Genomic DNA, 22,205 nt, shown 5'->3' with positions numbered 1-22,205 from the left:
CAATTGGTGCTTACGGGAACGTCAGCTTGAAGCTGTTGATGTAGCCCGTGTCCTGCTGGCCGAGGTCCTGGACCTTCAGCTTCCACGTGCCGTTCGCGGTCTCGGCGGAGGCGTTGACCGTGTACGTGGTCTGGATGTTGGGCGTCGGGTCGTACGCCGAGCTGTGCAGCCGGTACGTCCGGCCGCTCGGGCCGACCAGGTCCACCTGGAGGTCACCGCTCCACGTGTGCACGATGTCGACGCCGACCTTCAGGGTGGAGGGCGCCGCGCCGCTGACACCCGTCACCGCGACGGACGACGTGACGGCGGCCCCCGGGTAGTCGGGGATCGTCACGTTCGCGTCGTTGGTGAACGTCTTGCCGGTGCCCGGGTCGCCGCCGCCTGACCGGGCGCCCACGGCGACCCCGGCCCACGCGTCCTGCACCGCCTTGTACTCGGCGGACGACGTTCCGTACAGCTCACCGGCGGCCGCGAGGGTGCCGGTGCGGGCGCCCGCGTAGTTCGTCGTCGACGTGAACTTCGTGGACAGCGCCTTGAACCAGATCAGCGCCGCCTTGTCGCGGCCGATACCCGTGACCGGAAGGCCGTCGGAGGTCGGCGAGTTGTAGGTCACGCCGTTGATCGTCTTCGTTCCGCTGCCCTCGCTGAGCAGGTAGAAGAAGTGGTTCGCCGGGCCCGAGGAGTAGTGCACGTCGACGTTGCCGATGCCCGAGTACCAGGCGTCCTTGGACGAGCCGTCCTTGCTCGGCTTGTCCATGTAGCGCAGCGGCGTCCCGTTGCCATTGATGTTGATCTTCTCGCCGATGAGGTAGTCGCCCACGTCGGTCGAGTTGTTGGCGTAGAACTCCACGGTGGAACCGAAGATGTCGGACGTCGCCTCGTTCAACCCGCCCGATTCACCGGAGTAGTTGAGGCCCGCCGTGTTGGACGTGATGCCGTGCGTCATCTCGTGCGCGGCCACGTCGATCGACGTCAGCGGGTGCGTGTTGCTGGTGCCGTCGCCGTACGTCATGCAGAAGCAGCTGTCGTCCCAGAACGCGTTGACGTACGCGTTGCCGTAGTGGACGCGGCTGTACGCGCCGACGCCGTCACCGCGGATGCCGGACCTGCCCTGCACGTTCTTGTAGTAGTCCCAGGTCAGCGCGGCGCCGTAGTGCGCGTCGGCGGCGGCCGTCTCGGTGTTCGTCGCGCTGCCGTTGCCCCACACGTCGTCGGCGCCGGAGTAGAGGGTGCCCGTCCCCGACGTGCCGCGGTTCAGGTTGTACGTCTTGTGGGCCCCGCGGGTGGTGTCGTTCAGCGTGTACGAGGAACCGGACTGCGCGGTGCCGAGGGTGACGGTGCCGCTGTACTGGGTGTTGCCCGTGCCGGTCTCGATCGCCTGCCACTCGTGGAGCTTCTTGCCGGTGCTCGCGTCGGTGATGACGTGCAGCTGGTTCGGGGTGCCGTCGTGCTGGAGGCCGCCGACGACGGTCTCGTACGCGAGGGTGGGCTGCCCCTTCGTGGCGCCCTGGCCGAGCCAGACGACCTTGCGGGGCGCCTTGTCGGCCTCGGTCTTCTTCGAACCGTCGGCCTTCGCGAGCTTCAGGGCCTGGGTCTCGGCGGTGGCCGGCTTCACGGCGGGGGTGGTGTCGACGTTCTTGAGGTCGGCCTTGGCGGCCTTGGTGACGTCCTTGGTGGTTCCGGACTTCGTGGCTTCGACGATCAGGTCGCCGCCCAGGACCGGGAGTCCGCCGTAGGTGCGCTCGTAGCGGGTGTGGGTGGTGCCGTCCTTGTCCTGGAGGACGTCCCGTACGACGAGCTTCTCCTGCTTGCCGAGGCCGAGGTCCTTCGCGGTGTCGGCCTTGCCGGCGTTCGCCTCGCGTATCAGCTCGGCGCGCTTGGCGGGGGAGAGTTTGGCGGGGAGCGAGCCGGGGTCGGCGCCGGTCGCGTCCGCGGTGGCGGGGAGGGTCTGGAAGGTGACCGTCAGCAGGGCGGCGACGGTGCCGGCGGCGAGGGCCGTGGCCCGGCGTCTCGGGGAGCCGGGTCTGTGGGAGGTGGTGTTCTTGCGCAACGCTGAACTCCTTACGCGTGACCGCGGGTTGGCGGTCAGTGGGGACCGGTCGGAGGGTGTCCGGCCGGGCAGAGCGCAATGCGGAGTGGTGCGGAGTGGTGCGGTTGGGAGAGTGGCACCAAGCGCTGCCGCGTGTCAGGAGCCCGTCAACAGGTTGGCCGGAAATCGTTCGTTGTCCGGTGTGCGTCGTTCGGTTGCCGGTGACGGGGTTGGGGTCGCGGGGCTCTGCCCCGGACCCCGCTGCTCAAGCGCCGCAGGGGCTGGAAAGATCGGGGCTCTGCCCCGGGCCCCGCGCCTCAATCGCCGGCGGGGCTGGATTTGCTCATGCGCCGGCGGGGCTGGATGTGCTCAATCGCCGCAGGGGCTGGAGGTGCTCTCCCGCCAGGTTCGGTGCAAGCCGGCGAACTCGCCTGTACCTGCGATGAGTTCTGCCGGTGGGCCGTCCTCTGTTACCCGGCCTGACGCCATCACCAGGACGCGGTCCGCGATCTCCACTGTCGAGAGGCGGTGGGCGATGACCACGGCGGTGCGGCCGTGCAGGACCGTGCGCATCGCGCGCTGCACCGCCCGTTCGCCGGGGATGTCGAGGGAGCTGGTCGCCTCGTCGAGGATCAGGACCGCGGGGTCGGCGAGGAGGGCGCGGGCGAAGGCCACCAGCTGGCGCTGGCCCGCCGAGATCCGGCCGCCGCGCTTGCGGACGTCCGTGTCGTAGCCGTCGGGGAGTGCCGCGATGAAGTCGTGGGCGCCGATGGCCTTCGCGGCCTGTTCGATCTCCTCGCGGGTCGCCTCGGGACGGCCGATCGCGATGTTCTCGGCGACCGTGCCGGAGAACAGGAACGCCTCCTGGGTCACCATCACCACGTTGCGCCGCAGGTCGGTGCTGGACAGGTCGCGCAGGTCCGTGCCGTCGAGGAGGACCTCGCCGTGCGAGGGGTCGTAGAGGCGGGCGAGGAGTTTGGCGAGGGTCGATTTGCCGGCGCCCGTCGAGCCGACCACCGCCACCGTCTGTCCGGCCGGCAGGGTCAGGTCGAAGCGGGGGAGGACCTCGCCGCCCGTGCGGTAGCCGAAGGAGACCGACCGGAACTCGACCTCGCGGCCCGGCTGTTCGCTCTTCCGGGCCGGCAGGGAGCGCGGCGTGGCCGGTTCCGGTACGGAGGGCGTCTGGGCGAGGAGGCCCGCGATCTTCCTGAGGGAGGCCGCCGCGCTTTCGTACGCGTTGAGGAACATGGCGAGGCGGTCGATCGGGTCGTACAGGCGGCGGATGTAGAGCACCGCCGCGGCGAGGACGCCGAGTTCGAGTGTGCCTCCCGCGACTCGGTACGCGCCCCACAGGACCATGCCCGCCACCGCCGTGTTCGCGAGCAGCCGGGAGCCGATCACGTAGCGCGCCATCTCCAGGAGCGCCGTGCCGTTGGAGCGTTCGTGCCGGTGATTGAGCTTCGCGAAGTGTTCGTCGTTGGCTTGTTCACGGCGGAAGGCGCGCACGGGGCGGATGCCGTTCATGGTCTCGACGAACTTCACGATGACCGCGGCGATCGCCGAGGAGCGCTCCGCGTACGCCCGCGCCGCCCGCTGCCGGTACAGCCGGATCATGACGTAGAGGGGGACGAAGGAGAGCGCCGCGACCGCGCCGATGCCCAGGTCGAGCCAGAGCAGCATCGCCGTGATGTAGATCGATCCGACGACGACGTTGACCAGTTCCTGGAGGCCCTCGCTGAGGAGTTCGCGCAGTGCTTCTACGTCTGTCGTGGCCCGTGAGATGACGCGGCCCGACGTGTACCGGTCGTGGAAGTCCACGCTCAGTGCCTGCGCGTGCCGGAAGATGCGGCCGCGCAGGTCGACCAGCACGTTCTGGCTGACGCGGGCCGAGAACCGGATGTACGCGTACACGAAGGCCGCCGAGCCGACCGCGCACAGCAGGAAGCCCGCGCCGACCGCGACCAGCGGCCCGTAGTCGTGCGCCCGGAACGCGGGGACCGCGCTGTCGATGGCGTACGCGACGATCAGCGGGCCCGACTGCACGGCGGCCTGTTGCAGGAGCAGGGCGAGGACGGTGAGAGCGACGGTGCGGCGGTGGGGCGCGAGCAGCGAGCGCAGCAGGCCGCCGGTCGCGCCCTCGGGTGTCGGCAGGTCGTCCTGGTCGAACGGGTCGCCGGGGGAGGGGAGTTGGATGTCCTCGGGGTCCGGGGCCTCGCCCTGCGGGCCCGTCTTGTCGTTCGGCTTCGTGGTCGTCGTCATACGCGCTCCGTCTCCGTCTCCGAGCCCGTCTCCTCGGTGTGCTCGCCCGACATCAGATGTCTGTACTCGCCGTTCGTGCGCAGCAGTTCGTGGTGGGTGCCCACCGCCGTGATCCGGCCCTCGGACAGCAGCGCCACCCGGTCGGCGAGCAGCACCGTGGACGGCCGGTGCGCGACCACGAGCGCCGTGCTGTCGGCGAGCACCCGGCGCAGCGCCGCCTCCACCGCCGCCTCCGTGTGCACGTCGAGCGCGGACAGCGGGTCGTCGAGGATCAGGAAGCGGGGCGTGCCCACGACGGAGCGGGCCAGGGCGAGGCGCTGGCGCTGGCCGCCGGACAGGCTCAGGCCCTGCTCGCCGACCTCCGTGTCGACGCCGTCGGGCAGCCGGTTCACGAAGTGGGCCTGCGCGACGTCGAGCGCCTGCTCCAGCTGCTCGGGCCCCGTGGCCTCGGGCGCGCCCATCAGGACGTTGTCCGCGACCGAGGCGGAGAAGAGGGTGGGCTCCTCGAACGCCACGGACACCAGCTCGCGCAGCTCGGCGCGCGGCATCGCGGTGATGTCGCGGCCGTCGAGCGTGATGCGGCCCTCCGTCACGTCGTAGAGCCGGGGCACGAGCGCGGTGAGCGTGGTCTTGCCGCTTCCCGTCGATCCGACGAGTGCCATGGTCTCGCCCGAGCGGATGTGCAGGTCGACGCGGGTGAGGGTGGGGACGGAGTCCTCGGCGGCGTCGGGGTAGCGGAAGGCGACGCCCTCGAACCGGAGGCCGTCGCCTGCGCGTTGGCCCGCGCCCGTGTCCGCGCCCGCGTCGGCGAGGACGCGCGGATCCTCCGGATCCGCGTCCATCACCTCGAAGTACCGCCGCGTCGCCGTCGCCGCCTCCTGGCTCATCGCGAGCAGGAAGCCGATGGACTCGATGGGCCAGCGCAGCGCGAGCGCCGTGGACAGGAACGCGACGAGCGTGCCCGCGGACAGCGAGCCGTCGGAGACCTGGATCGTGCCGATCACCAGGGCCGCGCCGAGCGCCACCTCGGGAAGCAGTGTGATCACCGTGAGGATCCCGGCGAGCAGCCGCGCCTTGACCAGCTCGGTGCCGCGCACCGTGCGTGCCAGGTCGCGGAAGGCGCGGGCCTGGCTGCGGTGCCGGCCGAAGCCCTTGATGACGCGGATGCCCAGGACCGACTCCTCGACGACCGTCGTCAGATCGCCGACCTGGTCCTGGGCGCGCCGCGAGGCCTTCGCGTACCCGTCCTCGAAGCGGTAGCAGAACGCGATCAGCGGGACGGCGGGAGCGAGCAGCACGAGGCCGAGCCCCCAGTCCTGGACGATGAGCACGGTGAGGCCGGCCAGGATCGTCACCCCGTTGACGATCAGGAACGTCAGCGGGAAGGCGAGGAACATCCGCAGCACCATCAGGTCCGTCGTGCCGCGCGACAGCAACTGGCCCGAGGCCCACCGGTCGTGGAAGGAGACCGGGAGCCGCTGAAGATGCCGGTACAGATCGGCCCGCAGCGCCGCCTCCACCCCCGCGAGCGGCCGCGCCACCAGCCATCTGCGCAGCCCGAACAGGAGCGCCTCCGCGATGCCGAGCGCGAGCAGCACCCCGGCGCCCAGCCACACCCCGCCCGGGTCGCGCTCGGTCACCGGGCCGTCCACGATCCACTTCAGGACCAGCGGGAAGACCAGCGCCAGGCACGACGCGAGCACCGCCACGAACGCCGCGCCCGCCCACCGCGCCCGCACCGGACGCACGTACGGCCACAGCCGCAACAGCGTCCGCACGGCGGAGAGTTGACCGGTCGTCTCTGTGGTGGCACGTGTAGTCGTCGGCATCAGGGGCGAGCCTACGGTTTGCCACTGACAACGCCCACCGAGTTTCGGACGGCACGCCTCCGGGGGCCGGTGGGTCGTACCGGCCGGCCCAGTGGTCGTATCGGCCGGCCCCGGTGGTCGTACCGCCCATCAACCGATCGGTTGATGCGTGCTCGAGCGCGATGGCCGATGCCCCGGCAGGGCCCGCGCGGCGACGCTTGATGCCATGACCACCACCACAGCACCGCTCATCGAGGTCGCCGGGCTGCGCAAGACGTACGCCGGGCGGGCCGTCGTCGACGGGGTGTCCTTCACTGTCGGCGAGGGCGAGATCTTCGGGATCCTCGGGCCGAACGGCGCGGGCAAGACCACCACCGTCGAATGCGTCGAGGGGCTGCGTGCGGCCGACGAGGGGCACGTACGGGTCGCGGGGCTCGACCCCGTACGCGACCACGCGCAGGTCACCGGGATCCTCGGCGCGCAGCTCCAGGAGAGCGAGATCCAGCCGAAGCTGACCGTGAAGGAGGCGCTGGAGCTGTACTCGGCCTTCTATCCCGCGCCACTCGACTGGCGGCCGCTCGCCGACCGGCTCCGCCTCACCGACAAGCTCGGCACACGCTTCGCGAAGCTCAGTGGCGGACAGAAACAGCGCCTGTTCATCGCGCTCGCCCTCGTCGGCAACCCCCGCGTCGTCGTCCTCGACGAGCTGACCACCGGGCTCGACCCGCGCTCGCGCCGCGACACCTGGGAGCTCATCGAGGAGGTGCGCGACAGCGGCGTCACCGTCCTCCTCGTCACGCACTTCATGGAGGAGGCGCAGCGGCTCTGCGACCGGATCGCCGTGATCGACAAGGGGCGGGTCGCCGCGCTCGACACCCCGGCGGGCCTGATCAGCCGGGCCGCCGGGTCGACCGTCATCTCGTTCACCCCGTCCGCGCCGCTGGACGAGCGCGCGCTGGCCGGGCTGCCCGCGGTCACCTCCGTGGACCACAGGGACGGCCGTGTGACCCTCACCGGCACCGACGACACGGTCACCGCCCTCCTCACGCTGCTCGCCCGGCAGCACGTCACCGCACACCAACTCCGCGTGTCCGACGCCACGTTGGACGACGCGTTCCTCGACCTCACGGGAGCCGGCCAGTCATGAGCACCGTCACCGCGCCCACCACCACAGCCGTCCCTGCCGACCGGTCAGCCGTCGACCGGGCCGTCCTCAAGGCCGAGTTCACGCTCTTCAGGCGCGAGGCCGGCAGTCTCGTCGGGATCCTGCTGTTCCCCGTCGCCCTGCTCGTGATCCTCGGCTCCATCCCGTCCTTCCGGGAGGCCGACGCGGGGCTCGGCGGCATCCGGCTCGTCGACGCGTACGTGCCCGTCACCGTGCTGCTCGGCATGATCGCGGGCGGCATCCAGTCGATGCCGCCGATCATCACCGGGTACCGGGAGCGCGGCATCCTGCGCCGGATGTCGACCACGCCGGTGCGGCCGACGGCCGTCCTCGGCGCGCAGATGGGCATCCACGGCGTGGCCGTCCTCGTCTCCGTCGCGATCTGTCTCGCCGTCGGCCGGATCGCCTTCGACGTGGCGCTGCCGCGGCAGATCGCGGGCTATCTGCTCGCCCTCGTCCTGTCCGTCGTCGTCTCCCTCGCCCTCGGCGCGCTGATCGCCTCCCGGGCCCGTACGACGAAGATCTCCAACGCGATCGGCTCGGTCGTCTTCTTCCCCGCGATGTTCTGCGCGGGCGTCTGGCTGCCGGTGCAGACGATGCCGGACACCCTGGCCCGCATCGTCGAGCTGACGCCGTTCGGCGCCGCGGCGCAGGCCCTGAACCAGGCCGCGGCGGGCGACTGGCCCGCCTGGTCGCACCTGCTGGTGCTCGCCGTCTGGGCCGTGGGCCTGACCGGCGCGGCCGCGCGCTGGTTCCGCTGGGAATGACCGTTCCCTCGGCAATGACCTTGGAGGCGGGTGTGGTCGCGCAGACTGGGGACATGGACGAGCGGGACACACCGGGGGCGGCGGACGGACTCGGCCGCGCCGTGGCGGACGTCGAGCAGCGGTGGCGGGCCTTCCACCGCCTCTCCCCGCTGGCCCTGCTCGGCATCAGCGTGCTGCTCGCGGTGGCCACGAACACGTCCTTCGGGGTGAGCGCCACCGGCTGGTACGCGATGGCGGGGCTCGTCGTCGGCGCCGTGGCCCTGGAGGGTGTCGCCATCCGGGTCGGCCTCGCCCGCAAGGGCCCCTCGGTGGCAGGCACCGTCTACTACGGCCTGCGCTGGGCGCTCGCCTTCGGCCTGGCCTGGATCAACCCGCTCTTCGCCTTCTACGCGGCCATCGGCTACTTCGGCGCCGACCGCTTCCTGCTGCCCCGCCTGGTCAAATTCGGCCTCGCCGCGTCCGCCGTGATCCTGGCCGGGTCCCAGTCCGGCGGCCTTCCGCCCGAGAACGCGGGGCAGTGGGCCTTCTTCGGCGCGCTGTACGCGATCAACATGGCGCTGGTGGCGGCCATGGTCCACCTCGACGCGAAGGAGCGCGAGCGCACTGAGGCCCAGGTCGCCACCATCGCCGAACTCGAACGCACCAACAAGGCGCTCCAGGACGCGCTCGACGAGAACGCCGCGCTCCAGGCCCAACTCCTCGTCCAGGCGCGGGAGGCGGGCGTCTCCGACGAGCGCCGCCGGCTCGCCGCCGAGATCCACGACACCATCGCCCAGGGCCTGACCGGGATCATCGCCCAGCTCCAGGTCGTCGCGAACACCCCCGACCAGGAGCAGGCCCGCGAGCACCTCGACCGGGCCGCCGACCTCGCCCGGCACAGCCTCGGCGAGGCCCGTCGCTCCGTGCACAATCTGGCGCCCGCCGCCCTGGACGACGCGACGCTCGCCGAGGCCCTGAAGAAGACCGTCGCCGACTGGTCCGCCCGCACCGGCGTCCGCGCCGACTTCACCCTGACCGGAACCGCCGAGCCGCTGCACGAAGAGATCGAGGCGAGCCTGCTGCGGATCGCCGAGGAGGCGCTCTCCAACGCGGCCCGGCACGCGGCCGCCACCCGCGTCGGCGTCACCCTCTCCTTCATGGCGGGCGAGGTCACCCTCGACGTGCGCGACGACGGCCGCGGCTTCGACCCGCTCTCGGTGCCGGCCCGCTCCGGCAGCGGCGGCTTCGGCCTCGACGGGATGCGGGCCCGCGCCGAGCGGCTCGCGGGCGGCGTCACGGTCGAGTCGGAGGAAGGCGGCGGCACGGCGATCTCCGCTCGCGTACCTTTGGTGCGCCATGACTGACCCTGCGACCGGCCCCGTGATCACCCTCCTGATCGTCGACGACCACCCCGTCGTACGCGACGGGCTGCGCGGCATGTTCGAGTCGACCACCGGTTTCACGGTCCTCGGCGAGGCGGCGAACGGGGTGGAGGCCGTCGCCCGCGCCGCGGCCCTCGACCCGGACGTCGTCCTCATGGACCTGCGGATGCCGGGCGGCGGCGGTGTCGACGCGATCCGGGAGCTGGTCAGGCGCGGCGTGCGCGCCCGCGTCCTGGTCCTCACCACGTACGACACGGACTCGGACACGCTGCCCGCGATCGAGGCGGGCGCCACCGGCTACCTGCTCAAGGACGCCCCGCGCGAGGAACTCTTCACGGCGGTACGGGCCGCCGCCGAGGGCCGCACCGTCCTGTCACCCGCGGTCGCGTCCCGCCTGGTCACGGCCGTGCGCACGCCCGCCGCGCCCGCCGACGAGAGTCTCTCGGCCCGCGAGCGCGAGGTCCTGGTCCTGGTGTCCAAGGGCACCTCGAACAAGGAGATCGCGCGCGAGCTGTTCATCAGCGAGGCGACGGTGAAGACCCATCTCACCCACATCTACGGCAAGTTGGGCGTGAAGGACCGCGCGGCGGCGGTCGCGGTGGCGTACGACCGCGGGATCCTGGGCTAGCCGATCTCGTCCGGGGTCACAGTCACCCAGCGCTTGTCGGCGGTGACCTTCTGGCCCAGCTCCTTCTGCCGCTTCACCCCGTCCGCCTTCATCCCGTTCAGCTCCTTCATGTAGCTGTCCTTGCGGTTGACCCACACCCGGACGCCGCCGTGCGCCACGTCCACCGACCGGAACAGCATCGGGCCGTCGCTCTTGGGCGTGTCACCGGCCGCGAGGATCGGCTTCTTCCAGGCGTCGATGTACGTGCTGATGGCGGCGGGCTTGCCCTCGTACCAGGTCGCCGGGGCCCACAGATTCGGCGTCAACTCCCGGTCCTCCAGGGCCTTCTGGTCGAACGTCCCGGCCGCGATCTCCTTGCGGGAGCTCGTGACGTCACCCGTCTTGCGGTCCTTGAGCAGGGCGGCGACCCCGAGCACGTTCTCGGGCTTCACGTCGTAGCCGTACTTCGGGTCGCCGAGCACCATGCGGACGAGGTCCTCGCTCGCGGCGCTCACCACGTACACCTCGATGCCGTGCGAGCGCAGCGCGTGGTACAGCTCCCGCATGCCCTCCGAGAACTGGGGCGGCTTCGCGCCGCCCGGCAGCGGCTTGTCGTACGCGAGCAACTCGTCGACGTAGCCCTTGAGTTGCTTGAGGGTGAACCCGGAGAAGATCTGTGCGGCCCACGGATAGCAGACCTGGTCGTCGACCTCGCACAGCCGGTTGTAGTACTCGGTCAGGGTCTCCTTGTGCGTGGCCGTGTCCTTGAAGGGGATCACCTTCAGCGACGGGTCCATCGTGTCCCGCGTCAGGACGCCCTTCGTCTCCAGGAAGGGCAGCAGCGACTCCTCCAGGTCGTTGCGGTACGTCGTGTTGTCCGCGTCGAAGGTCGCGTACGCGCCCTGGTGCTCGTGCGCCGCGATCACCCGGGCGAGCTGCTCGGCCTGCGGCCTCGGCCAGTGCTTCAGTTCGGCGGCCACCGCGCGTACGTCACCGGAGGTGGTGGCGGACGCGTCGGAGCCGGGCCACAGCACGGTCGTGGCGAGGGCGGCGGCGAGGGCGGCGCCCGCGGTGGCGAGCAGGAGGGGCTTCTTGCGCAGGGAGTCTGCCTTGGTCAGGTTCACGACGGGCCACCGTAGAGCGGGCGGGCGCCGCCCGCCATGATCGGATTCACCGTGCGTGACCGGCATGTACCCGGCGGGTACGGGTAGCTGCCAGCGGTCCGGCACGAACACCGCGCCGGACCCCATACTGGAGGCATGAGCACCGGCTCCCAGGAGTTCGTGCGCGCGACGCCACGGCCCGGCGGCCCGATCGTCTCCGCGGTCGGCTATCGCACGCGGGGCCTGCCTCCCGCGCTCCACCGCGGCCTGCCCTCCCCGTACCTCACGGTGATCTTCACCCTCGACGAGCCGGTCGTCGGCGGCCACACCCCCGAGGAGGCCCTGGGCCCCGACGCGGTCCGCACGGACATCGTCGTGGGCGGGCTGCACCAGAGCCCCGAGTTCATCGCGCAGTCCGGGTCCGAGGGCGGCATCCAGCTCGCCGTGCACCCGCTCGCGGCCCGCGCGCTGCTCGGGGCGCCCGCGGCCGATCTCGCGGGGCCCGTCGCGGTCGAGGGCGCGGACGTGCTCGGCCGGACGGCGGCGCTCGTACGGGAGGAGCTGGCCGGGCTCGACGACTGGCGGGCCCGCTTCGAGCTCGTCTCCGACTATGTGACGCGGCGGACGGCCGAGGACCCGCTGGCCGGCGTGCGCCCCGAGGTCGCCGAGGCGTGGACGTGGCTCGCCCGGCACCGCGGCGCGGGCACCCTGAAGGGGCTCGCCGCGCACGTCGCCCTCAGCGAGCGCCGCCTCACCACGCTGTTCCGCGCCGAGACGGGTCTGAGCCCCAAGCAGGCCGCCCGCCTGATGCGCTTCCAGCACGCGAAGGCCGCCGTCGTCCGCGCCGTGGCCGCGGGCGCCCCGCCGGACCTGTCCCGCGTCGCCGCGGAGCACGGCTACTGCGACCACTCGCACCTGGTCCGCGACTTCCGCCAGTACACGGGCCTGAGCCCGACCGGGTGGATCTCCGAGGAGTGCCGAAACATCCAAGCCGGGGGACACCACAACGGCGAAGACTCGGAGCCATGAACACCACACAGAGCACTCAGCAGACACCCCGCGAGCCCGCGGTCTGGCCCACTCTCCAGGCGACCGACGCGCCCGCCCTCATCGACTTCCTCGTCGACACCGTCGGCTTCCTGCGCACGGCCGTCTACGAGGACGGGGACCGCGTCGCCCACGCCCAGCTCGACTGGCCCGAGGGCGGCGGGATCATGCTCGGCTCCCACAAGCCGGACGCCGAACCGGGCACCTGGTGCGTCGAGCCGGGCAGCTTCGGCGGCTACGTCGTGACCGCCCGGGTCGACGAGCTGTACGAGCGGCTCGTCGACGCGGGCGTCAAGATCCTCCGCGAGATCGAGGACCAGCCGTACGGCAGCCGCGAGTTCGCGATCACCGACCCGGAGGGCAACAAGTGGTCCTTCGGCACCTACGCGGGGGAGCCGCGACCCCAGGGCGCTACGTCCTGACCTTCAGGAGCAGTACCGTCCTGGCCTCCACCGTGACCGTGGCGCCGGCCTCGTGCAGCACGGCCGGCGCCGCGCCCTGCTCCTCCTCGCCGGTGTCCACCACCACCTCGTACGACCGGGCCCAGGGCTCTCCCGGCAGCACGAAGCTCTCGGCCCGGTCGCCCGCGTGCAGGATCGCGAGGAAGCTGTCGTCGGTGACGGGCTCGCCCCGGGCGTCCCGGCCCGGGATGTCGCGCCCCGACAGATACATGCCGACCGTGCCGGCGGGCGCGTACCAGTCGCCCTCCGTCATCTCGGTCCCGCGCGAGGTGAACCACGCCAGGTCCCGCAGCCCGTCCGCCGAGTGCGCGCGCCCCGAGAAGAACGCGCGGCGCCGCAGCACGGGGTGCGCGTGCCGCAGCGCGACGAGCCGCGTGGTGAGCGCGAACAGCTCCCGGCAGCCGGGGTCGTCGAGCAGGCCCCAGTCCACCCAGCTGATCTCGTTGTCCTGGCAGTACGCGTTGTTGTTGCCGCGCTGCGTGCGCCCGAACTCGTCGCCCGCCACCAGCATCGGCACCCCGGTCGACAGCAGCAGCGTCGTCAGGAGATTGCGCAACTGCCGTCTGCGCAGGGCCCGTACGCCCTCGTCGTCGGTCTCGCCCTCGACACCGCAGTTCCACGACCGGTTGTCGTGCGTGCCGTCCCGGTTGCCCTCCCCGTTGGCCTCGTTGTGCTTGCGCTCGTACGACACGAGGTCGCGGAGCGTGAAGCCGTCGTGGGCGGTGATGAAGTTGACCGAGGCGTAGGGCCTGCGACCGCCCCACGCGTACAGGTCGCTCGACCCCGACAGGCGATACCCCAGGTCCCGTACGTCGGGCAGCGCGCCGCGCCAGAAGTCGCGGACGGCGTCGCGGTAGCGGTCGTTCCACTCGGTCCACAGAGGCGGGAAGGAGCCGACCTGGTAGCCGCCCGAGCCGACGTCCCACGGCTCGGCGATCAGCTTCACCCGGCGCAGCACCGGGTCCTGCGCGATGACCGCGAGGAAGGGGGAGAGCATGTCGACGTCGTGCATGGAGCGGGCGAGCGCCGCGGCGAGATCGAAGCGGAAGCCGTCGACGCCCATCTCCGTGACCCAGTACCTGAGCGAGTCCGTGATCAGCCTCAGCACCTGCGGCTGCACGACGTGCAGCGTGTTGCCGCAGCCCGTGTAGTCGGTGTAGCGGCGGGCGTCGTCCTGGAGGCGGTAGTAGCCGCGGTTGTCGATGCCCTTCAGGGACAGCATCGGGCCCAGCTCGCCGGCCTCCGCCGTGTGGTTGTAGACCACGTCGAGGATGACCTCGATGCCCGCGTCGTGCAGCGCCCGCACCATCCGCTTGAACTCGCCGACCTGCTGCCCGGCCGTCCCGGACGCCGCGTATCCGGCGTGCGGGGCGAAGTAGCCGATGGAGTTGTAGCCCCAGTAGTTCCGCAGTCCCCGGCGCAGCAGATGGTCCTCGTGCGCGAACTGGTGCACCGGCAGCAGCTCCACCGCCGTCACCCCGAGATTCACGAGGTGCTCGATCGCGGCGGGGTGCGCGAGCCCCGCGTACGTCCCTCTCAACTCCTCGGGTATTCCGGGGTGTTGGCGCGTGAAGCCGCGCACGTGCACCTCGTAGATCACCGAGTCCGCCCAGGGCGTCTTCGGGCGCCGGTCGTCCACCCACTCGTCGCCGGACGCGTCGTCGTGCACGACCACGCCCTTCGGGACGTACGGCGCCGAGTCCCGGTTGTCGCGCACCGTGTCGGCCACATGCTGCTCGGGCCAGTCCCGTACGTGCCCGTAGACCTCCGGCGGCAGCCCGAACTCGCCGTCCACCGCCCGCGCGTACGGGTCGAGCAGCAGCTTCGACGGGTTCCAGCGGGCGCCCGTCCATGGATCCCAGCGGCCGTGCACCCGGAACCCGTAGCGCTGCCCCGGAAGCACTCCCGGCACGAAGCCGTGCCAGATCTCGTGCGTCAACTCGCTGAGCGGGGCCCGGCGTTCGCGGCCCTCCTCGTCGAACAGGCACAGCTCGACGGACTCGGCGCCGCCCGCCCACAGTGCGAAATTGGTGCCCGCCACTCCCTCCGGTCCCACCCGGAAGCGGGCGCCGAGCGGCACGGGTGTGCCCGGCCACACCGGCTCCAGCGGGGACACGCGCTCCCGCTCGCGGCCACGACCGCTGAACGGGGCCGGCAGCGCTCTGCCGTTGCCCGCGCGCGGCGCGCTCTGAACTGCCTCCTGCTCGGGTGCGCTCGACACCTGACGGCCTCCCGCGGCTCCACGACTCATGGGCAGCGGGGCGTGCGGCGTCCCGGCCGCGCTCCCCCTGCTTCCTCCCACTGTTCTGCCCAGAGCTTCGCTCGCACTCACGTTTCCCCGGCGGGGTGCGCGTCGTTGGCTCTGGCGTGAGAACAGCTGTGAGGCGTGCGCGGCACGCAGGGGCGACCTTGGGCGCCGTACTGACCTGGGCAGGACTGATGGGCACGCTCGCCGGATGCGGGGGCGACACGACGTTCGGCAAGCCGCGGTCCGCGAAGGAACTGATCCGGGTCGCACCCGACGACGGGGCGAAGGGCGTACGGGCGGACCGAAGGCTTCAAGTCACCGTCTCCGAGGGCCGGTTGGAGTCGGTCAAGGTCGTCAGGATCCAGGACGCGCAGGAGCGGTCCGTGCCCGGCCGCCTGGAGCGGGACTCGATGCGCTGGCGCCCCACGGGCCCCGGCGCGGACCGCCTCGCGCTCGCCGCGCAGTACAAGGTCGACGCGGTCGCCGTGGACGGCCACGGGCGCCGGGTGGCCCGGCACACCACGTTCAAGACGTACGTGCCCGCCAAGCGCTTCATCGGCTACGTCACGCCCGAGCACCGGGCCGAGGTCGGCACCGGCATGATCGTGAAGGTCGCGTTCAACCGGGAGATCGAGAACCGGGCCGCCGTGCAGCGCGCGATCAGGGTCACCGCCCGGCCCGGCGTGGAGATCGCCCCGCACTGGTTCGGCAGGAGCCGCCTCGACTTCCGGCCGAAGAACTATTGGAGGCCGGGCACCGAGGTCACCGTCGACCTGGGCCTGCGCGACGTACAGGCGGCGCCCGGCGTGTACGGCCTCCAGGACAAGGCGTTCACGTTCACGGTGGGCCGCAGCCAGGTCAGCGTGGTGGACGCGGCGGCGCACACCATGCGCGTGCACAGGCGCGGCAAGCCGGTGGAGACCGTGCCGATCACCGCGGGGGCGCCGGGCTCGACGACGTACAACGGGAAGATGGTCGTCAGCGAGAAGCTCGACGTCACCCGCATGGACAGCCGCACCGTCGGCTTCGGCGGCGAGTACGACATCCCGGACGTCCCGCACGCCATCCGGCTCACCGACTCCGGCACGTTCCTGCACGGCAACTACTGGTCGGGCGGCGTCTTCGGCCGCAGCAACGTCAGCCACGGCTGCGTAGGACTGAGCGATGTGAAGGGCGGCGGCTCGTGGACGCCCGCGGGCCGGTTCTTCGACCGCAGCCTGATCGGCGACGTGGTGGAGGTCAGGAACAGCGCGGACAAGAAGGTGGCGGCCGACAACGGGCTGGGTGGCTGGAACATGGGCTGGGCCCGCTGGAAGGCCGGGGGAGCGGTTACGCCCTAGCCGAAAGTCGGGCATCCTGCCCGCTGTTGGGACACAACGGTGACATCTCTGGGGATCCGTTTTCCCAGGTCGTGTGGTTATCTTTCGCAGTGCGCGCGTTGCAGGCGCGGTAGTGCGGGCCTTGGGGGCAAGGCCGTGCGAGGGGAGAAAGATCTTGAACGGGCGACGACCGATATCCGCGTTTCTGCTGGGAACGGCACTCTTCCTTGTCACCGCATGTGGCGGTGGTGGCGGTGGATCGGATGACGACAAGGGGGATTCCGGCCAGGCGGGCGAGGGGCACAAGGAGTCGCAGGCCGTGGTGGCGGTGGCGCCCAAGAACGGCGCCGACGGCGTCGCGACCAGCGGGGCCCTGAAGATCACCGCGGACAAGGGGAAGCTGACCGAGGTGAAGGTCGCCGACACCAAGGGCAACGAGGTGCAGGGCGCGATCACCGACGGCGGCAGCACCTGGACCCCGGCGCGGCACCTCGCCGCGTCGACCGAGTACAAGGTGCACGCGGTCGCCAAGGACAAGGCCGGCCGCGAGTCCGCCAAGGACTCCACGTTCACCACGCTCACCCCGAAGAACACGTTCATCGGCACGTTCACCCCGGAGGACGGCTCGAAGGTCGGCGTCGGCATGCCGTTCTCGATCCGCTTCTCGCGCGGCATCACGCACCCCGAGGACGTCGAGAAGGCGATCTCGGTCAAGGCCGAGCCCTCCGTCCCGGTCGAGGGCCACTGGTTCGGCAACGACCGCATCGACTTCCGCCCGGAGAAGTACTGGGCGACGGGCACCAAGGTCACCGTCAAGCTGAACCTCGACGGCGTCGAGGGCCGGCCCGGCGTCTACGGCAAGCAGGTCAAGACCGTGAAGTTCACCGTCGGCCGCAGCCAGATCTCCACCGTCGACGCCAAGACCCACATGATGACGGTCAAGCGCGACGGCAAGACCATCAAGAAGATCCCGATCACCACGGGCAAGCCGGGCTACGAGACCTGGAGCGGCACGATGGTGATCAGCGAGCGGCTGCGCGTGACCCGCATGAACGGCGAGACGGTCGGCTACGGCGGCGAGTACGACATCAAGGACGTCCCGCACGCCCAGCGCCTGACCGACTCCGGCACGTTCATCCACGGCAACTACTGGGGCGGCGGCACCTTCGGCAACGTCAACTCCAGCCACGGCTGCATCGGCCTGCGCGACGTCCGCGGCGGCTACGACAAGAAGGTCCCGGCGGCGTGGTTCTTCGACCAGTCGATGACGGGCGACGTGGTGGTGGTCAAGAACACCCACGACAAGACGGTCGACGGCGGCAACGGCCTCAACGGGTGGAACATGTCGTGGGCGGACTGGAAGAAGTGACGAAGCGCACCGCGTCCAGTCCGGTGAACGGCGCGCTCCTTCCGGTAAACCTCAGGGCATGACCGTTCACCTTGAAGTAGCCGACGGCGTCGGGACCATCCGCCTGGACCGCCCCCCGATGAACGCCCTGGACATCGCCGTCCAGGACCGCATCAAGGAACTCGCCGAGGAGGCCACGACCCGGGACGACATTCGGGCCGTGGTCATCCGCGGCAGCGAGAAGGTGTTCGCGGCCGGCGCGGACATCAAGGAGATGCGGGAGATGGACCACGCGGCCATGGTCGCGCGCTCCCGCGAACTGCAGGACTCGTTCACCGCCGTCGCCCGCATCCCGAAGCCCGTCGTCGCCGCCGTCACCGGCTACGCGCTCGGCGGCGGCTGCGAACTGGCGCTGTGCGCCGACTTCCGCATCGCCGCCGACAACGCCAAGCTCGGGCAGCCGGAGATCCTGCTCGGCCTCATCCCCGGCGCCGGCGGCACCCAGCGCCTGTCCCGGCTCGTCGGCCCGTCCAAGGCCAAGGACCTGATCTTCACGGGCCGCCAGGTGCGGGCCGAGGAGGCGCTCACCCTCGGGCTCGTCGACCGGGTGGTCCCCGCGGCCGAGGTCTTCGACGCCGCGAACGCCTGGGCGGGGCAGCTCGCCAAGGGACCCGCGATCGCACTGCGGGCGGCGAAGGAGTCGATCGACACGGGCCTGGAGACGGACCTCGACACGGGCCTGGCGATCGAACGCAATTGGTTCGCAGGCCTGTTCGCCACGCAGGACCGGGAGACCGGGATGCGCAGCTTTGTGGAAGAAGGCCCGGGGAAGGCGAAGTTCGCCTGACGGCGTTCAGGGCGCCCCTGAACGGCCCGTCAATTGCCTTACGGGCAAGCCGAGTTGATCAGTTCGCTCGTTCGGGGAGCATTATCCGGACCTTAAGTGAACCTTAAGCGCGTTCGGCCGCAAACGATCAACGGCGACCCTCGCGCGAGGAGTCGTCCCAGGTCAGATCGGGTGCGAACACCCCTGTACTGCCAAGGGCATATGCCTAAACGGCCCTCCGGAACGAAGCGTTCCGGGGGGCTTATTCCGTCGGAACGGCCCCACGGGGGGCTCCGTGGCCTCATCATGGAGCCATGGCGGGGCTTGAGGGTGTGGAACAACCGCGGCGGCACGGGAGTGCGACCGCGGCGCGCTGGTCTCCCGCGGTCGAGGACGAACACGCTCTGAGGGCACTGGAGTTGTTCGGAAATCCGGCCGAGGCGGAGGTGTCACTGCCGTCGCGCCCCGAGTCGGCCGCGACCGCACGACGGCTCGCGCAGGTGGTCGTCCTGCGCCACTGGGGCCTCTCCCCGAAAATGACCGAGGACGGCGTCCTGCTCGTCTCCGAGCTCGTCGGCAACGCGGTGCGGCACACCGGCGCCCGCCACTTCGGCCTGCGTATGCTGCGCCGCCGCGGCTGGATCCGCATCGAGGTGCGCGACCCGTCCCGCGGCCTGCCCTGCCTGATGCCGGTGCACGAGCTAGACATCTCCGGGCGCGGCCTCTTCCTCGTCGACAAGCTCTCCGACCGCTGGGGCGTCGACCTGCTGCCGCGCGGCAAGACCACCTGGTTCGAGATGCGCGTCGCCGACCGCTGACCCCCTCCCCGGTCACGGGCCTCGTACGCTGGGCTTGAGTCTCCACCCACTGGAAGGCCCAGACTCCTCGACATGATCGACGACGGCCCGCAGCTGCTCACGATCGGACAGCTGGCACGCCGCACCGGCCTCACGGTGCGCACCATCCGGTTCTGGTCCGACGAGGGTGTCCTGCACCCCGCGACCCGCAGCGAGGGCGGCTACCGGCTCTACGACGCCGAGTCCGTGGCCCGCCTGGAGCTGATCCGCACCCTGCGCCAGCTGGGCCTCGGCCTGGACGACGTACGGAAGATCCTCTCCGGGGACCGGGACATCGCGTCCGTCGCCGCCGCGCACGTGGCGGCGCTCGACGCGCAGATCCAGGTGCTGCGGCTCAACCGGGCCGTGCTGTCGACCGTCGCGAAACGCAATTCGAGCGCCGAGGAGATGGCCCTGATGAACAAGCTGGCACGACAGTCCGCCGCCGAGCGCAAGCGGATCATGGACGACTTCGCCGAGGAGATGCTGCACGGCCTGGACACCGTCGACCCGGCGGTCCAGGAGCGGATGCGGAACATGAGCGCGGGCCTGCCGGACGACCCGACGCCCGAGCAGGTCGACGCCTGGGTGGAGCTGGCCGAGCTGCTCCAGGACCCCGAGCTCAAGGCGGGCATGCGTCGGGCCACCGAGTACAACGCGGCGGACCGCACCCCCGAGGACACGGCCGGCTCCTCCATGCGGTTCCTGCAGAAGCTGGTCGCGCTCGCGGGCGACGCGGTGCGGGACGGGATCGACCCGGCCTCGCCCGCCGCCGAGCCGGTGCTTCAGGAGCTGCTCGGCGACGCCGACCGGTCCGCCGTCCTCGACCGGCTGCTCGCCACGATGAACGACAAGGTGGCCCGCTACCGGGAACTGCTCGTCGTCCTGAAGGGCGGCGCCCCCGAGCACCCGCACCGCGAGGAGTTCGCCTGGGTACTCGCCGCACTGCGCGCGCACGCCTCCGGATAATCTGACCCCCGTCAATACGGCATTACGAAAATCGAGGGGTGACCCGGTGGCGGACATCGAGGAAGCACGCAAGGCGTTCGATCGCTTCGACGCGGACGGCGACGGCTTCATCACGGCGGCCGAGTACAAGAGCGCCATGGCGCAGATGGGCGACTTCAACGTCACGGACTCGGTGGCCGAGGTGCTCATCTCCGGGCAGGACGCCAACGGGGACAAGCAGCTCTCGTTCGACGAGTTCTGGGCGAACCTGAACAAGTAGAAGTAGCCCGAGGGTCCGGTGGGGCGGGCGCGCGGCGCCCGCCCCACCGGCGTCTCACACCGCGGCCCTGTTCACCGCCGACAGCACCGCCCGTACGGAAGCGGCCAGCACCGACGTGTCACGGCCCGCGCCCCACACCGGCACCCCGCCGACCCGGAGTTGCGCGAACGCGACGGTCTCCGCCTCCCGCCCCGCCGTCAGCGCGTGCTGGGTGTAGTCCAGGACGTCCACGTCCAGGCCGGCCGCCGCGAGCGCGTCCGCGAAGGCCGCCAGCGGGCCGTTGCCCTTGCCCTCCAACTCCCTTTCCTCGCCGTCGACTTCGAGCGTGCACGCGAAGCGGTGCACGGCGCCGTCCTGCCGCGCCGACCAGCCGTCGGCGAGCGCCACGGGACCCGTGACGTCCAGATAGGCCGAGCGGAACAGGGCGTACAGCTCGTCCGGCTCCGCCTCGCGGCCGCTGTCGTCGGTGGCCTCCTGCACGAGCCGCGCGTACTCGGGCCGCAGCGCCCGCGGCAGGTCGACACCGTGGTGCTCCTTCAGCAGATACGCCATCCCGCCCTTCCCCGACTGCGAGTTGACGCGGATCACGGCCTCGTACGTACGCCCCACATCGGCCGGGTCGATCGGCAGATACGGCACGTTCCACGGCTCGTCCGGGTGCGCGGCACGGTGCGCGAAGCCCTTGGAGATGGCGTCCTGGTGGGTGCCGGAGAAGGCGGTGTAGACGAGTTCACCGCCGTACGGGTGCCGGGGGTGCACCGGCAGCCGGTTGCAGAACTCGACCGTCTCGCGCACCGCGTCGATGTCCGAGAAGTCGATCATCGGGTCGACGCCCTGCGCGTACAGGTTCATGGCGAGGGTGACGAGATCGACGTTCCCCGTCCGCTCGCCGTTGCCGAACAGGCAGCCCTCCACCCGCTGCGCCCCTGCCAGGACCGCGAGTTCGGCGCAGGCGACGCCGGTGCCGCGGTCGTTGTGCGGGTGCACGGAGAGGATGACGGACTCGCGGCGGGCGAGGTGGCGGTGCATGTACTCGATCTGGTCGGCGTGCACGTTCGGCGTCGAGATCTCGACGGTCGTCGGCAGATTGTGGGTCACCGGGCGGTCGGGGCTCGCGTCCCACAGCTCGGTCAGGCCGTTGCAGACCTCCAGCGCGAAGTCCGGCTCGGTGAGGTTGAAGGTCTCCGGGGCGAACTGGAAGCGGATGTGCGCGTCCGGGCGGGCGTCGGCGAGGCGGGCCATGTGCGCGGCGGCCTCGCGGACGGTGCGCCGGATCTCGGCCCGCGTCATGCCGAGCACGACGTCGCGCCAGGTGGGGGAGGTGGGGATGTAGAGGTGCACTACGGCGCGCGGCAGCCCCTCGATGGATTCGAAGGTCCGCTCGATCAGGTCGGGCTTGGCGGGGGTGAAGACGACGGGCGTGACGTCCTCGGGCACGGCGCCCGCCGCGACCTGCTCGACCAGGTGACGTACGAAGTCGAAGTCCGTCCGGCTCGCCGACGGATAGCCGACCTCGATCTCCTTGAAGCCCATCCCCACCAGCAGATCGAAGAAGCGGCGCTTGCGGGCGGTGTCCATCGGCTCGGCGAGCGCCTGATTGCCGTCGCGCAGATCGACGGGCACCCACAGCGGCGCCTCGGTCAGCCGCTTAGACGGCCAACTCCGGTCAATGGAAGGGATGTTGACGCGCTCGTGATCGGGCCGGTAGCGGTGATACGGCATCGGGCCCGGGGTCTGCGGATTCCAGCGGTACATGGTGGCTGAGGCCTTCCTCGGCTCGGTCGTGCGGGGAC

18 protein-coding genes are annotated in these 22,205 nt (G+C 71.1%); 12 read left to right on the top strand and 6 right to left on the bottom strand.

Going from position 1 to position 22,205, the window contains the following annotated elements:
• Positions 1-10: 10 nt before the first annotated feature.
• The 3 genes from ACYSUO_RS39375 to ACYSUO_RS39365 form a co-directional block, all read right to left on the bottom strand.
• The gene (locus tag ACYSUO_RS39375) at positions 11-2,050 is read right to left on the bottom strand and encodes a M4 family metallopeptidase (RefSeq protein ID WP_461781010.1); all 2,040 of its coding nucleotides are present in this window, start codon (positions 2,048-2,050) and stop codon (positions 11-13) included.
• 348 nt (positions 2,051-2,398) lie between these two features.
• A complete protein-coding gene (locus ACYSUO_RS39370) occupies positions 2,399-4,288 on the bottom strand; it encodes an ABC transporter ATP-binding protein (RefSeq protein WP_461781009.1) in 1,890 nt (629 codons plus the stop codon).
• Complete coding sequence (locus tag ACYSUO_RS39365; protein WP_461781008.1) at positions 4,285-6,117, bottom strand: ABC transporter ATP-binding protein; 1,833 nt, start codon at positions 6,115-6,117, stop codon at positions 4,285-4,287. Before ACYSUO_RS39365 ends, ACYSUO_RS39370 begins: the two co-directional genes overlap by 4 nt.
• A 205-nt stretch (positions 6,118-6,322) precedes the next feature.
• On the opposite strand from ACYSUO_RS39365, the gene ACYSUO_RS39360 reads away from it, so the two are divergent.
• The 4 genes from ACYSUO_RS39360 to ACYSUO_RS39345 are packed head-to-tail and all read left to right on the top strand — an operon-like array spanning position 6,323 to position 10,017.
• Positions 6,323-7,243, top strand: a complete 921-nt coding sequence (locus ACYSUO_RS39360; protein ID WP_461781007.1) for an ABC transporter ATP-binding protein — start codon at positions 6,323-6,325, stop codon at positions 7,241-7,243.
• A complete protein-coding gene (locus ACYSUO_RS39355) occupies positions 7,240-8,028 on the top strand; it encodes an ABC transporter permease (protein WP_461781006.1) in 789 nt (262 codons plus the stop codon). Before ACYSUO_RS39360 ends, ACYSUO_RS39355 begins: the two co-directional genes overlap by 4 nt.
• Before the next feature lie 53 nt (positions 8,029-8,081).
• Entirely contained in the window at positions 8,082-9,371 is a 1,290-nt protein-coding gene (locus tag ACYSUO_RS39350; protein ID WP_461781005.1) for a sensor histidine kinase, read from the top strand.
• Positions 9,364-10,017 (top strand): response regulator, encoded by a 654-nt coding sequence (locus tag ACYSUO_RS39345; RefSeq protein ID WP_461781004.1) that lies wholly within the window; start codon positions 9,364-9,366, stop codon positions 10,015-10,017. Before ACYSUO_RS39350 ends, ACYSUO_RS39345 begins: the two co-directional genes overlap by 8 nt.
• Here the strand turns inward: ACYSUO_RS39345 and ACYSUO_RS39340 are convergent.
• The gene (locus ACYSUO_RS39340) at positions 10,014-11,120 is read right to left on the bottom strand and encodes an HAD family hydrolase (protein WP_461781003.1); all 1,107 of its coding nucleotides are present in this window, start codon (positions 11,118-11,120) and stop codon (positions 10,014-10,016) included. The two genes, ACYSUO_RS39345 and ACYSUO_RS39340, sit on opposite strands and share 4 nt — an antisense overlap.
• 135 nt (positions 11,121-11,255) lie before the next feature.
• Between ACYSUO_RS39340 and ACYSUO_RS39335 the strand changes: the two genes are divergently transcribed.
• Together ACYSUO_RS39335 and ACYSUO_RS39330 are read left to right on the top strand one after the other, a co-directional pair.
• Positions 11,256-12,128, top strand: coding sequence for an AraC family transcriptional regulator (locus ACYSUO_RS39335; protein WP_461781002.1), 873 nt, complete (start codon positions 11,256-11,258; stop codon positions 12,126-12,128).
• A complete protein-coding gene (locus tag ACYSUO_RS39330) occupies positions 12,125-12,568 on the top strand; it encodes a VOC family protein (RefSeq protein WP_461781001.1) in 444 nt (147 codons plus the stop codon). Before ACYSUO_RS39335 ends, ACYSUO_RS39330 begins: the two co-directional genes overlap by 4 nt.
• Here ACYSUO_RS39330 and glgX read toward each other — a convergent pair.
• Positions 12,558-14,828 carry a glycogen debranching protein GlgX gene (gene glgX / locus ACYSUO_RS39325; RefSeq protein WP_461781000.1) on the bottom strand — a complete coding sequence of 757 codons (2,271 nt, stop codon included), beginning with the start codon at positions 14,826-14,828 and terminating at the stop codon, positions 12,558-12,560. The two genes, ACYSUO_RS39330 and glgX, sit on opposite strands and share 11 nt — an antisense overlap.
• 146 nt (positions 14,829-14,974) lie before the next feature.
• Here glgX and ACYSUO_RS39320 point away from each other — a divergent pair, with 146 nt between their 5' ends.
• From ACYSUO_RS39320 to ACYSUO_RS39295, 6 genes are all read left to right on the top strand, one after another.
• Complete coding sequence (locus ACYSUO_RS39320; protein WP_461780999.1) at positions 14,975-16,195, top strand: L,D-transpeptidase; 1,221 nt, start codon at positions 14,975-14,977, stop codon at positions 16,193-16,195.
• A 154-nt stretch (positions 16,196-16,349) separates the two neighbouring features.
• Entirely contained in the window at positions 16,350-17,543 is a 1,194-nt protein-coding gene (locus ACYSUO_RS39315; protein ID WP_461780998.1) for a L,D-transpeptidase, read from the top strand.
• 58 nt (positions 17,544-17,601) lie between these two features.
• The gene (locus tag ACYSUO_RS39310) at positions 17,602-18,369 is read left to right on the top strand and encodes an enoyl-CoA hydratase/isomerase family protein (protein ID WP_461780997.1); all 768 of its coding nucleotides are present in this window, start codon (positions 17,602-17,604) and stop codon (positions 18,367-18,369) included.
• A 293-nt stretch (positions 18,370-18,662) separates the two neighbouring features.
• Positions 18,663-19,166, top strand: a complete 504-nt coding sequence (locus ACYSUO_RS39305) for an ATP-binding protein (RefSeq protein WP_323179586.1) — start codon at positions 18,663-18,665, stop codon at positions 19,164-19,166.
• 72 nt (positions 19,167-19,238) lie between these two features.
• On the top strand, positions 19,239-20,153 hold the full coding sequence (locus ACYSUO_RS39300; protein WP_461780996.1) for a MerR family transcriptional regulator: 915 nt from the start codon (positions 19,239-19,241) through the stop codon (positions 20,151-20,153).
• Between the two features lie 46 nt (positions 20,154-20,199).
• Positions 20,200-20,412 carry an EF-hand domain-containing protein gene (locus ACYSUO_RS39295; protein ID WP_327661508.1) on the top strand — a complete coding sequence of 71 codons (213 nt, stop codon included), beginning with the start codon at positions 20,200-20,202 and terminating at the stop codon, positions 20,410-20,412.
• A 54-nt stretch (positions 20,413-20,466) separates the two neighbouring features.
• Here the strand turns inward: ACYSUO_RS39295 and leuA are convergent, their stop codons facing one another.
• A complete protein-coding gene (gene leuA / locus ACYSUO_RS39290) occupies positions 20,467-22,167 on the bottom strand; it encodes a 2-isopropylmalate synthase (RefSeq protein WP_461780995.1) in 1,701 nt (566 codons plus the stop codon).
• Positions 22,168-22,205: the final 38 nt, after the last annotated feature.

The sequence above is a fragment of the Streptomyces sp. UC4497 genome, assembly GCF_054871485.1.
Note: the sequence above shows the minus strand (reverse complement) of the source record. Positions and strands in the feature narration are given on the sequence as shown.

What these genes read in the sequence shown, in the direction of transcription:
- ACYSUO_RS39360 (WP_461781007.1), top strand. Translation starts at nt 6,323, where the DNA reads ATGACCACCACCACAGCACCGCTCATCGAGGTCGCCGGGCTGCGCAAG.
- ACYSUO_RS39330 (WP_461781001.1), top strand. Translation starts at nt 12,125, where the DNA reads ATGAACACCACACAGAGCACTCAGCAGACACCCCGCGAGCCCGCGGTC.
- ACYSUO_RS39365 (WP_461781008.1), bottom strand. Translation starts at nt 6,117, where the DNA reads ATGCCGACGACTACACGTGCCACCACAGAGACGACCGGTCAACTCTCC.
- ACYSUO_RS39305 (WP_323179586.1), top strand. Translation starts at nt 18,663, where the DNA reads ATGGCGGGGCTTGAGGGTGTGGAACAACCGCGGCGGCACGGGAGTGCG.
- ACYSUO_RS39370 (WP_461781009.1), bottom strand. Translation starts at nt 4,288, where the DNA reads ATGACGACGACCACGAAGCCGAACGACAAGACGGGCCCGCAGGGCGAG.
- ACYSUO_RS39300 (WP_461780996.1), top strand. Translation starts at nt 19,239, where the DNA reads ATGATCGACGACGGCCCGCAGCTGCTCACGATCGGACAGCTGGCACGC.
- ACYSUO_RS39310 (WP_461780997.1), top strand. Translation starts at nt 17,602, where the DNA reads ATGACCGTTCACCTTGAAGTAGCCGACGGCGTCGGGACCATCCGCCTG.
- ACYSUO_RS39345 (WP_461781004.1), top strand. Translation starts at nt 9,364, where the DNA reads ATGACTGACCCTGCGACCGGCCCCGTGATCACCCTCCTGATCGTCGAC.
- ACYSUO_RS39355 (WP_461781006.1), top strand. Translation starts at nt 7,240, where the DNA reads ATGAGCACCGTCACCGCGCCCACCACCACAGCCGTCCCTGCCGACCGG.
- leuA (WP_461780995.1), bottom strand. Translation starts at nt 22,167, where the DNA reads ATGTACCGCTGGAATCCGCAGACCCCGGGCCCGATGCCGTATCACCGC.
- ACYSUO_RS39350 (WP_461781005.1), top strand. Translation starts at nt 8,082, where the DNA reads ATGGACGAGCGGGACACACCGGGGGCGGCGGACGGACTCGGCCGCGCC.
- ACYSUO_RS39335 (WP_461781002.1), top strand. Translation starts at nt 11,256, where the DNA reads ATGAGCACCGGCTCCCAGGAGTTCGTGCGCGCGACGCCACGGCCCGGC.